At 43.4% G+C, this 13180-nt stretch carries 4 protein-coding genes; 3 read left to right on the top strand and 1 reads right to left on the bottom strand.

Going from position 1 to position 13180, the window contains the following annotated elements:
• The first annotated feature begins 169 nt into the window (after window positions 1-169).
• The 3 genes from ACIRUQ_RS13065 to ACIRUQ_RS13055 all read left to right on the top strand — a co-directional run bounded on the left by ACIRUQ_RS13065 (window position 170) and on the right by ACIRUQ_RS13055 (window position 11831).
• Complete coding sequence (locus tag ACIRUQ_RS13065) at window positions 170-931, top strand: hypothetical protein (RefSeq protein ID WP_021739404.1); 762 nt, start codon at window positions 170-172, stop codon at window positions 929-931.
• A 97-nt stretch (window positions 932-1028) separates the two neighbouring features.
• Window positions 1029-5081, top strand: coding sequence for a fibronectin type III domain-containing protein (locus ACIRUQ_RS13060; protein WP_055290629.1), 4053 nt, complete (start codon window positions 1029-1031; stop codon window positions 5079-5081).
• 693 nt (window positions 5082-5774) lie between these two features.
• Window positions 5775-11831: an endo-alpha-N-acetylgalactosaminidase family protein gene (locus ACIRUQ_RS13055; protein ID WP_082432853.1), complete on the top strand. Its 6057-nt coding sequence runs from the start codon at window positions 5775-5777 to the stop codon at window positions 11829-11831.
• Between the two features lie 131 nt (window positions 11832-11962).
• Here ACIRUQ_RS13055 and ACIRUQ_RS13050 read toward each other — a convergent pair whose 3' ends face one another.
• On the bottom strand, window positions 11963-12838 hold the full coding sequence (locus ACIRUQ_RS13050) for a helix-turn-helix domain-containing protein (RefSeq protein WP_022035180.1): 876 nt from the start codon (window positions 12836-12838) through the stop codon (window positions 11963-11965).
• Window positions 12839-13180: the final 342 nt, after the last annotated feature.

Here is a 13180-nt window from a genome sequence, read left to right as displayed (position 1 = left end):
TAACTTCAAATTCCCGTGCCTTCTCCGGCATGGGAATTTTGATTCATTGATAGAAACAAGAAAGATGTGCCATTGATAATTGCAAGCGTGTAAGTGTGCGATAGCACACTTTCTTTTGATGGAAAATGAATTTATTTGACACTACAGGTAACAGGAGAGAATACGGAAAATGAAAAAAAATCGGAAGCAGCACCTTTTACTGGCAGTTCTGCTGGTGGTTGTGATCGGTGTTGTGTGCGGCGGTATCAGGATGGTTCAGAGCCGGAAGGCTGCAGAATCAGAGCCGGCATTTTCACTGACAATTTCGGGAGTGCCCATCAGTGAGGAAGAATATGTACAGTGTATGAAGCGTGTCAGATATGATACGAAGATGGAACTGAAAGGTCAGAAAAAAGACATTACGGAGGACACAGTCTGGACCGAGACATATGCGGACGGACAGACGGGGTATGAAATCCTGGCGGAGCGGACTGTGGAACAGTTAAAGTATATTCATGCGGTATATGATCTTGCAAAAGAAAAAGGCTATATTCAGGATGCAACTTTTACCGGAATGAAACATCGGATGGAACAGGAAAATATGCAGCGGAGTGAAAAAGTAGCCCGTGGTGAGGCAGTTTACGGACTGAAAGAGTACACGCTGGATCTGTATCAGGAATATGAACTGAGTATGATAGAAGAAGCATATATTCTGGATGAGACGAATGAGGGCATGGGATTGACGGAAGAAGAAATTGAAGCCTACTATAATACCCGTGACTGGATCGTCGGAGAGGATGCAAGAAAGGCAGATCTGTCAGAAGCACGGGCAGCCGTCATTGATGAGATGCGCAGGAACCGTTATAAGGAGCTGACAGAACAGAAAGCAGCGGTTGCAGAAGTAGACGGGGATATGGACCAGTTATCTCAGTTTACTTTGAAACAATTGTAATATCTGATTCATGGGGGACGTAGACTTGCAGAGATGCACGAATGGATTTCTTTGTTGATATCAGTTATTACAGCCATATAAGAAGAGGAGGAAGATAATGAGAAAAACTTGGGCAGGCAAATTACTCGCAATGGTACTGACCGGTGTTACTGTCATGGGGACCATGCCGGCATATGCAGTGTTTGCTGAAGAAGCGCAGCAGGGAACTACTTATTATGTAAGTTCTGAAAATGGTGATGATGCAAATGATGGTACATCCGAGAAAAAAGCATTTAAATCTCTGGATAAAATCAACGACATCACATTACAGCCGGGAGATAAAGTTCTTCTGGAAAAAGGATCTGTATTTGACGATCAGTATATTCATGTAAAAGGAAGTGGAAGTGCTGAAGCACCGATCGAGATTTCTACATACGGAGAAGGCGACAGACCACAGATCAATGCAAACGGTAAGGGTGTATGGTATCAGGACTACGGCAATCGTCTGGACAATACCTGGCACAAATATCAGGGTAACGTATCTTCCACAATTTTACTGGAAGATGTGGAGTACATCGAAGTACGCGGTCTGGAACTGACAAACGACAGACAGGAAGGCGACGATGACGGCAAAGCATACAATGACTTTAATGTCATGGACAGAACCGGTGTGGCCGGCGTGGCTCAGAACAAAGGAACCATCAATCACATCGTTCTGGATGATCTGTATGTACATGATGTAGACGGAAACGTTTATAACAAACATATGGCAAATGGTGGTATCTACTTTATCGTAGAGAAACCGGATAATGAGAGTGCAACCGGTATTTCCAAATTTGACGATCTCGTGATCGAGAACTGTCGTGTGGAAACCACAAACCGCTGGGGTATCGCAGCAGCTTATACATATGCATGGTCCCAGTTTACCAGTGCAAAGATTTCGGATGAGATCGCAGAAAAATATGGTTCCACAAACGTGGTGATTCAGAATAACTACATCAAGGGTGCAGGTGGCGATGCCATCACAACCATGTATGCGGACAAACCACTGGTTCAGTACAATGTTGCTGAGGATTGTTCCCGCCAGATGAATACCACAGACTATTCTGCAACCGGCGCACAGCGTGTAGCGGCAGGTATCTGGCCTTGGAAATGTAAAGATTCTGTATTCCAGTATAACGAGTGCTACAACAACCTGAACTCCTTCAACGGAAACGGTGACGGACAGGCATGGGATGCTGACTGGACAGACGGAACTGTTTACCAGTACAATTACAGCCACGGAAATTCCGCAGGTGCGATCATGTTCTGTGGTGAGCAGGCCATGAACACTACATTCCGCTACAACATCAGCCAGAATGAGCTGAGAGGACCGCTGGATGTACCTGGCAACCCGGATGCACACATTTACAACAACACATTCTATATCAATGAAAATGTATCCAGCATTTTCTACCGTACAGGCGGAAATGCTGTGATCGAGAACAACATTTTCTACTATGATGGCAAGAATCCGTTGCGCCAGAACTGGTATCCGAATGGTAATTTACAGTATGACAACAACCTGTACTATAACTTCGCAAATACTCCGTCCGGAGATCAGAATGCGATTGCTGTAAAAGCAGGTACAAAGGTACTGGAAAATGCAGGATCCGGCCCGGCAAAAGCAGTTAATGCAACTGCCATCAAACATGAAGATCCGAGTGAAAAAACAGTATTTGACGGATACAAACTGGCAGAAGATTCACCGGCGATCAATGCAGGAAAACAGATTACAGATCTGAACGGATATGAACCGGAGCATGATTTCTTCGGTCATGAACTGACGGTAATTCCTGAAATCGGAGCAGCTGAGAGTGACAGCGTATCCGTAGCAGTCGCTTCCCGTGTTTATACCGTGACAGAGGATTCCATCAGCGGACTTTCCAGACGTACAACCGTAGATACATTACTGGAGAACCTGGTTTATGATGCGGCAGCAGAAGTAAAGGTTATGTCCGGTGAACAGGAACTGGCAGGCAGTGATATCGTAAAAGGCGGCGACCGTGTGATCGTATCTTATGGTGAAAAATCCAGAGCGTATACCATTACAGCAAGCTCTGACAATGAGTTGAAAGCGTCTGCATATATGGTATCCGGAAAAACCATTGATATTCCGTCCACAGAGAAGAATCCGACCACTGTCAGTGCAGTAAAACAGAACGTAAGTGTAAACGCAACCGCATCTGTCAGTGTGCTGAAAGATGATAAAGTTCTGGCAAATACAGAGACCATCGCAGACGGAATGACACTTCGCATTACCGCAGAAGATGGTACTGTAAACGATTATAGTATTGCAGTAAAGAATGATTACCACTGGGTTGCTGATTATGTCAACGCACAGCAGGGTAACGTATGGTTTGGACAGATCAAGAACAACAGCACCGATACATGGAAAAACATGACAAACTATGATCCGGACTGGCCAAACTGGCAGGTAAATACTTACTATGGACCTGGTGTAGATGCACCGAATCATGCATCTGCAAACAATACACAGTATCACGGACTTCTTTCCGCTCCGCCAGCAACAGATATTTATACTGCAATGGCATATCGTGTACCGAAGAGCGGCGTGATCTCCATCAACATCAAAGATGATGAGCCATACTTACGTCAGAATGGAAACAATGGCGGAAGTGAAACTATCAGCCTGATGCACAATGATACAGAACTCCAGAGCGTGGAACTTTCCGTCAGCAGACAGAAAGGCAACTGGTCATCCGTAGATGCACTGGAAGTAAAAGCAGGCGATTATATTCGTGTTGTAGCAAAATCCAATGGAAATCCATCCAAACCATCCGTACATATCACACCGATGATCTCCTATGTGGATCAGGCAGTGAAAGATACTGTGGCACCGGAGACACCGGAATATGTAACCGTTGCAGACGTAGCGGAGAACCGTGCAGTGATCAGCTGGGAGGAAGCACTGGATAACGTAGGTGTAGTCGGATACAACGTATATGTAAATGACAATAAAGTAAATGAAGAACTGATCACAGATACTTCTTATACATTGGAAGGATTGACAGACGGTACCGAGTATGCGGTAACAGTAACAGCAGTCGATGCGTCAGGACTTGAGTCTGAAGCATCCCAGGCAGCCGTATTTACAACCGTAGAAACAGACAGAGAAGCTCCGAGCACACCGGCGAATGTAACAGCCGGCGATATCACAAGAACCGGTGCAACTATCAGCTGGGATGCATCTACAGACAATGTCGGTGTAACCGGATATGATATTTATGTCAATGGTAAAAAAGTAAATGAGGAGCTCATTCAGGAAACAGCATACGCGCTGACAGAACTGACACAGGATACTGATTATGAAGTAGCTGTATACGCACTGGATGAAAAAGGAAACCGTTCCGAGGCAGGTATGGTATCCTTCAAGACAGTAAAAGCATATGCAGACGGTCTTGCAAATGAAGCAGCGGAAGATGGCAACTGGTATTACTACTTAAATGACAAAGTAGCGGAAGACTTTAATGGTCTTGCAGAAAATGCATATGGCTGGTGGTATGTAGAAGCCGGAAAGGTAGATTTTACATTCAATGGATTTTCCGCGAATGAAGCAGGCGTATGGAAAGTAGAAAACGGAAATGTCAACTTTGGTTATACCGGTCTGGCACAGAGTGATGATCAGTGGTACATGGTTCAGAACGGACGTATTGACTTCCACTATGACGGCCTTGCAGCAAATGAGTATGGCTGGTGGAAAGTGACCAAAGGTCAGGTAGATTTTACTTTCAACGGACTTGCACAGAATGAAAACGGCTGGTTTGTCGTTCAGGGTGGACGCGTCAACTTTGAATGTAACGGTCTGGTACAGAATGAGTACGGCTGGTGGTATGTAAGTGGCGGAAAAGTTGATTTCACTTTCAATGGTCTTGCAGCAAATGAGTACGGCTGGTGGAAAGTGACCAAAGGTCAGGTAGATTTTGGTTTCAACGGTCTGGCTCAGAACGAGTATGGCTGGTGGTATGTCAGCGGAGGCAAAATTGACTTTGCTTATACCGGCCTTGCACAGAATGAAAACGGCTGGTGGTATGTCAGAAACGGCAAAGTTGACTTTACATTCAGTGATGATCTGCTGATCAATGGAAAGATTTACAGAGTGATCCGATAATATCAGATGTGAGATGCACAGAAGAATATATCATGCATTGCATGATGTGCATTTCGCAGCAAAAATGCCGAGGCATTTTTGAATATGAAAAACTGACTGTTCCGAATTATATAAAAAGGTCTTAAAAAGCAGGAAAAAACAGCAAGCTTTGAAAAATAAAAAACGATATAATAATTGTGAGAAATGGTTCAGATATAGCAAGGAACAGATGAGATTGTTTCATAACCATATCATCGTTTTTTATCCGCGCAGCAGTATACATGAGGAGAAATGCTGCAACGGTGACAGGACATCCGTTTTATGATGGGGACAAGGCAGATGTTTTTCAACGCAGGGCAAAATCGGAGGAATCCGGCAATGTTCGATGAGGTCAGGAATAAGCATATAAAACTATATATTTGAACAGTCGTATCAGGTAAAAGAAATCAGACATATCTGTATTCCGAAAAATTTGGATAGCATTCATTGTATTCGGGGGATTGCAGAACGGTTTGAAATTGTGGAGACAGAAATGCTGATTTTTCTTTTGCCGGATCGGAAGTGCTCTTTCCATTTTTAAATGATTATATAATTCAGGATTCCCATACCTTACCGGTATGGGAATTTTGAATCTTATATATAAAGATATGAATATTTTCCTGTTCATATCAGGGACTAGAAATCTTATGGGGATCAAGTAAGAGGAGGAAAAAGATGAGGAAAAAACTTGTAGTGCGGATGCTTTGCCTCGCAATGGCAGCATCTATGATTGGCACCATGGTACCGACCAGCCTGTATCCGGTTGTTGCTCATGCAGAGACCGCAGGGCAGGAAGCTAGCACAGCAAAAGCTGTTCTTGAAGATGGTATCAGGGACAAATGGACACAGGACAATCTCATGGGATTTGATTCTGTATGCAAAGTGGAAGATGGATGGCTGCATCTGAAATCCAGCGTTGATAACGGAAACAATCCTGGATCAAAACCGGCAATGTTTGTCAACTCCAAGGAGTTTGACTTTAATAAAGCCGGATATTTTGATTTCACGCTCAAACCGGCAAACGGAGATGGACGTTTTGGTGTATATCTCGGATATAACTCAGATAAAGTCGGAATGATGATCGGTTATGATGCCGGCGGATGGTTCTGGCAGAAATACGGAGCAAGCGGAGATCCGTGGTATAGCGGCAGTCGTGTTGCTTCTCCGGCAAGTGGCGTAGAGACAAATGTTCATATTGAATGGACAGCAGATAAAAAAGTAAGCGTTAAGATCGGTGACCAGGTTGTATTTTCAAACGAAGATTTCAGCGGTATTACAGGTCTTGGCAACAAGATCGCGTTCAAGGGCGGAACTTACAGCTCTGCTGTAACAGATGTATATCTGAAAAATATTCACTATACCGGACAGGCAGAGGCAAAAACATATGCTGTAACAGGTAAAGTTCAGGATCAGGATGGAAAAGCAATCTCAAATGCAACGGTAACCGTAGAGGGACAGTCTGTAAGAACCGGTGAAGACGGAAGCTATTCTCTTACTCTGGCAACCGGAAATTATGAGATGACAGTTGCAAGAGACGGATATGAGACTGTTGTAGAAAATATTGCAGTAACAGATGCAGATACAGTATTAGATACCGTTTCTTTAGTAAAATCAGCAGAAGTTGAGACTGAGAAACTGTCAACAGAAGATATGGATGTGTTTGTATCCAAAACTTTCCCGAGTGTTGTAAAATACGAGATGAAAGGCGATCTGGCCGGTAAAGTATTCTACGGACAGTCAGAAAAGATCAACACAGTCAGAATTAACAACAGAGATATCCAGCTGGATGATGCAGATGTAAAAGCAACATTCGAAGGAAATAAAGCAACCTATGTGATGACAGTGAAAGGTGACAGCGTAGATGCAGTGATCACTGCTGAACTTGTTGCTGAAAAGAATACACTGGCATTTAACATCACAGATATCAAGAACAATCTGGAAGACAGCGCAACCGGTAATCCGATCCAGACAATTGAGATTCCGGATCAGAGTCTGGTTTCTGTAAGAAGTTCCCAGGAAGGTGCCAACTTCAAAGGCGCAGCAATGTCTTCTAATACAAGAATCAGCGGTGATACTTATACAGATGTAACAATGGATACATCTATGAACAATGATTATATGTATGGATTCGTATCTAATAATGAGCTGAGTGCAGGTCTGTGGAGTAACTCCGAGCATGATGGAAGTTCTGTGGCAACATCTGTAACCGGTGGTTCCAAAAACACCCGTGTACAGGCTGTGACACAGAAAAAACAGGATTATGTATCTCTGGGACTGGGCAGCTGCGCATGGTATTATCATCGTGTGGTAACTGATTCTCATAACAGAAACTTCATGGTAACAGAAACAGATATGCCGAAGGCAAAAATCATCATCAGCGGTGATATGAATGATGACAGTAAGATTGACTGGCAGGATGGTGCTGTATCATTCCGTTCTATTATGAACAATCCATATAAATGCGAAGAAGTTCCGGAACTGGTAGCTTATCGTATTGCCATGAACTTTGGTGGACAGGCTCAGAACCCGTTCCTGACCTCTCTTGATAATGTAAAACGTGTTGCTTTAAATACAGACGGTCTTGGACAGTCCGTATTATTAAAAGGCTATGCAAATGAAGGTCACGATTCCGCACATCCGGATTATGCTGATATCGGAAAGAGAATCGGTGGCGCTGAAGATATGAATACACTGCTGACCGAGGGTGCAAAATATGGTGCAAGATTTGGTATCCATGTAAATGCAGGTGAGATGTATCCGGAAGCAAAAGCTTTCAAAGATGACAATGTACGCCGTGATTACTACGGAAACCTTAGTTATGGATGGAACTGGCTGGATCAGGCAATCGGTCTTGACAGTCTTTACGATCTGGCTACCGGCGATCGTGAGAAACGTTTTGACGATCTGGAAAAACTGGTAGGACAGAACCTTGACTTCGTATATGTAGATATCTGGGGAAATAATACCGGAAGTAGCAATGATGATTCCTGGCAGACACGTAAACTGTCCAAAGAAATCAATGATAACGGATGGCGTATGGCAAATGAGTGGGGTGTAGCAAATGAGTATGATGCAACATTCCAGCACTGGGCAGCAGATCTTACCTATGGTGGATTCAACCAGAAAGGTCAGAACAGTGAGGTTATGAGATTCCTTCGTAACCACCAGAAAGACTCCTGGGTAGCTGATTATCCGAAATATGGCGGTGCAGCTATGATGCCACTGCTTGGCGGCTATAACATGAAAGATTTTGAGGGATGGCAGGGACGTAACGATTATGATACATATATCACAAACCTGTTCACCCACGATGTAACAACAAAATTCATCCAGCATTATGAGATTATTAAATGGGTAGACGGTGATCCTGTATCAGCAGGTGCAGCTACAAACTGGATTCCGGAGATGGAGATTACCTTAAAGGATGATGACGGAAACAAACTGGTACTGACCAGAGGATCCAATAATCCGGACGATGATGCATACAGAGAGAGAACCATGACTCTGAACGGCAAAATCGTTGCAAAGGGCGCACCTTCCCGCGGTGACCGTACAGATTCCGATATTCAGAACGGCCGGAATCGTGGTACAGAGAGCTATCTGCTTCCATGGATCTGGGATTCAGAGACAGGTGAGAAAGTAGCTGCTGATAAAGAGAAACTGTATCACTGGAATACACAGGGCGGTACAACCACATGGGATCTTCCGGAAGGATGGACCAACCTGAAAGACGTAAAAGTTTACAAACTGACAGACCTTGGTAAGACAGAAGAGAAGACTGTAGAAGTTAAAAATGGTCAGGTTACATTAGAGGCTGAGGCTGAGACTCCATATGTCGTATGCAAAGGTGAAGAAGGAAATATTAATGTAACATGGAGCGAAGGCATGCATATCACAGATGCAGGCTTCAACGGTGGTGTGAAATCTCTGGAAGCAAACTGGACAAAAGCAGGCGACGGCAATGCAGAGATTGCTAAGAGCCAGTACAGCAACCCGATGCTGAAACTCAGCGGAGATATTTCCATGACTCAGGAACTGACAGGTCTGAAACCGGGACAGCGCTATGCAGTACTTGTAGGTGTAGATAACCGCAGTGACAGCAAAGCTTCCGTGACTGTAAAAGCAGATGGTAACGTTCTTGATACAAACTATACAAAAAAATCTATCGCAAAGAACTATGTAAAAGCTTATACACACAGCAATTACAGTGCAACCGTAGACGGAAGCAGTTACTTCCAGAACATGTATGTATACTTTACAGCTCCGGAGAGCGGAAAAGTTACTTTGACACTGGCAAAATCCGCAGGCGACGGTGATGCATATTTTGATGATGTACGTGTGGTAGAGAACAATGCTCAGAATATTACCAAAGATGAGTATGGTAATGTCGTAAAATTTGAGCAGGATTTCGAGAACAATGTACAGGGTATTTATCCGTTCGTTATAAGTGGTATCGAGGGCGTAGAGGATAACAGAATCCATCTGTCCGAGCTGCATGCTCCGTATACACAGGCTGGCTGGGATGTTAAGAAGATGGACGATGTCCTGGATGGAAACTGGTCTGTAAAAGTCAATGGTCTGACACAGAGAAATACACTTGCATACCAGACAATTCCGCAGAACTTCCGTTTTGAGCCGGGTGTAACTTACAAAGTAAGCTTCGATTATCAGACAGGAAGTGATGATACTTACGGTGTTGTAGTTGGTACCGGTGAGTACAAAGGCGCAACAAGACTTGAAACTCTGAAAAAACAGATGGGTCCGGATCAGGATGGTCATTATGAGCGTCTGATTACCGGTGATATGTCAGGACAGACCTGGTTTGGTATCTATTCTACAGGTAATGCACCGGATCTTCAGGGAACAAGCGGAAGTGAAGCAAACTTCGGCGGATACAAGGAGATCGTTCTGGATAACCTTGTAATTGAGCGTGTAGATGAGGATATCAATAAAGAAACTCTTCAGGGTCTTATTGATAAGGCAGAAGGTCTGGAAAGAACAGATTATGACAAAGATGCATGGAAAGTTCTTGCAGATGCTGTTGTAAATGCAAAAGTTGCTGTAAATAAAGATAAGACAGATGCACATGATATTCAGACTGCTTACTATGAGCTGAAAGCAGCACTGGATTATGTGGAAGGATACAAGCTTGATCCGGAAGCTAAGAATGATATCTCCGTTAAAGGCGCAAGAGCTACTGCATTCAGTGAAGACAGCGGTACTTACGGATCCAACTATGGAAAAGCTTCCTATGTACTGGATGGTAACACGAGTACGGCATGGATGACAGCTTACAGTGGTTATAATACAACAATCAAAAATAATGAAGGATGGATCGATATTCAGTATCCGGAGCCGCATACGGTAGACGGACTTCGTTACCTGCCGGGACCAAGCATTGGTGGAGATTTTACATCGATTACCACATATGAGATTTCTGTAAAAACAGCTGATTCTGATGAGTATCAGGTTGTAGCAACAGGTGATTGGGCAAATACAGCAGGATGGAAGACCGCTGAATTTGCACCGGTAGAGAATGTTACAAATATTAAACTTCTTGCAAAAGCTGCAAACCCGACAAACTGGTGGGCAGTAGCTTCAGAGATTCGCGCAACAAGCAAATCAGAAGCAGAAGCAGGAAATAAACCAGGGGCAGAAGTTGTAAATAAAGATGCTCTGAATAAACAGATCGAAGCTGTAAAAGCTCTGGATAAAGATAACTATGCAGCAAATGATGCATGGAAGACTCTGGAAGCAAAACTGGCAGCAGCAGAGAAAGTAAGTGCAGATAAAGATGCAACAACTTATGATGTAAAACTTGCACTTGCAAACCTGAAAGACGCACTTGGTGACATTCAGTTACTTGGCGCAGATTACAGCAAAGTAGATGCCGCAATCGCAAAAGTTCCGGCTGATTTAAGTATCTACACAGAAGAAAGTGTAGCAGCACTGAATGAAGCACTCAATGCAGTAAACAGAGACCTTGATATCACAAAACAGAGTGAAGTAGACAAGATGGCAGCAGCTATCAAGAAAGCTATTGCAAATCTGAAGATCGCTCATGCAGATGGTCTTGCAAATGAAGCAGCAGAAGATGGTAACTGGTATGTTTACAAAGATGGAAGCGTAGACACTACTTATACAGGACTTGCAGCTAATACTTATGGCTGGTGGTATGTAGAAGGTGGTAAAGTTAACTTCAACGCAACCGGACTTGTAGCAAATGAGTATGGCTGGTGGTATGTTCAGAATGGAACTATCGACTTTGGTTATACAGGACTTGCAGCAAATGAGTATGGCTGGTGGTATGTAGAAGGTGGCAAGATCAATTTTGAGCATACAGGACTTGTGGCAAATGAGTATGGCTGGTGGTATGTAGAAGGTGGCAAGATCAACTTTAATGCAACCGGACTTGTAGCAAATGAGTATGGCTGGTGGTATGTTCAGGGCGGACAGATCAACTTCAACTTCAATGGTATCGTACCAAACGAGCAAGGCTGGTGGTATGTACGCAACGGAATGATCGACTTCAACTTCAACGGACTTGCAGCAAATGAAAACGGCTGGTGGAAATTCGAAGGCGGCAAGATTGATTTCAACTTCAATGGCGCAGCTCAGAATGAGAATGGCTGGTGGTATGTTCGTGGAGGAAAGATTGATTTCTCCTATAACGGAACCGTAAAAGTTGGTGGAAAAACCTATACAGTTACAGGTGGAAAACTGAACGTTTAATACAGAGCAGTGATTCGTTTGTAAAAGACATAAAAGAATACTTGAAAAAGTAAGAAAAATGGGCGTCGCAGGAAAGTGCGGCGCCCGTTTTGCAATATTTTTTTATCAAACGAAAAGAAAAAGTATCGTTTTTAATAATAGTCTTTGATATAAGATTTCCGGTAACTGGAGGGTGTTTCTCCAATGATGGTCATAAACAGTTTGGAGTAGTGCTGGGAATCCTTGAAGCCTACCAGCTGTGCAATCTCTGTCAGTGATTTGTCCGACTGCATCAGTTCAATGGACTTATTGATCCGGTAAATATTGATATAGTTGGACAATGTAATGTTCATATATTTTTTGAACAGCGTACTCAGATATCTTACGGAAATCTGAAGTTCTTTGGCGATATCTTCCTGATGAATCTTGTACATATAATTTTTATGGATGTGATCCAGAGTATATGCCACATAACTGTTCTGGATATTTGGATCCACAAAATGGTGATCCGGCTGCTTCTTGTCCAGGATATGGAGCATGATATTCATCAGAGCCAGATTGATATTGGCAGCGGAAAACAGGCTGTCCGAGGAAGCGTGCAGATCAATGACTTTCTGCAGACAGTCGTCCAGGACAGAATCCGATTTCTGATGGTAGTATGTCTTAAAATGAAAGTGTATCGCATGCATCATGCTGATGGGATAGATTCCGCTGTTATCCAGAATGACATTGGCAAAGGTTTCCGGTCGGAAGTGAATCTGCTGGAATTCACAGTCACTGTCTTTTCCAAGATAAAAGGAATGTACAACGTTAGGGAGAATCATGATAAAATCTCCGGTATTGCATGTGATGGTTTCTGTGCCGATATCCATATAGCAGAAGCCGGAGAGAATCCGGTAAAACTCGATCGTTGTATGGATGTGTGCCCCAAATCGGAATCCCGCTTTTTCCCGGCGTGTCAGTGCACCTGTCAGAACATCCGCGGACAGGGGCAGGGTTAATTGTTTTTCAGTTAAATTCGAACTCATGTCGGAGCCATCTCCTTATCCGTAAAACATAAATTGTTTACTGTTTCTGTTTATTATAGCAGAAAGCCATCCATTTGGCGAGAGGTAGTTCCCGATGCAAGAGCTGTTTTGACACCCAAATCCTATGATGTTGGGGTCAAAAGATGCCTTACGAATTGTTCCGTACTTTGTACTCCCACAATTCTACCCAATATTCGCATATCGTGAAGCTGATGCTCCACTTTTCAGACTTTTTCTCCGGAGTTGGAAATAAAAAAATCTTGCAAGATGTATAAAGTTAGATTATAATAGTTTACGTTGCAATGGAGAAATGTTTTTCTCCGCTTTTTTTATGGAATATAG

Source organism: Eubacterium ramulus (genome assembly GCF_045002895.1).
Taxonomy (GTDB): domain Bacteria; phylum Bacillota; class Clostridia; order Lachnospirales; family Lachnospiraceae; genus Eubacterium_I; species Eubacterium_I ramulus.
The sequence above is the reverse complement of the archived record's forward strand: the minus strand, read 5'-3'. Positions and strand labels throughout refer to the sequence as shown.

Coding starts and splice junctions, on each gene's coding strand:
- ACIRUQ_RS13055 (WP_082432853.1), top strand. CDS start 5,775: ATGAGGAAAAAACTTGTAGTGCGGATGCTTTGCCTCGCAATGGCAGCA.
- ACIRUQ_RS13065 (WP_021739404.1), top strand. CDS start 170: ATGAAAAAAAATCGGAAGCAGCACCTTTTACTGGCAGTTCTGCTGGTG.
- ACIRUQ_RS13050 (WP_022035180.1), bottom strand. CDS start 12,838: ATGAGTTCGAATTTAACTGAAAAACAATTAACCCTGCCCCTGTCCGCG.
- ACIRUQ_RS13060 (WP_055290629.1), top strand. CDS start 1,029: ATGAGAAAAACTTGGGCAGGCAAATTACTCGCAATGGTACTGACCGGT.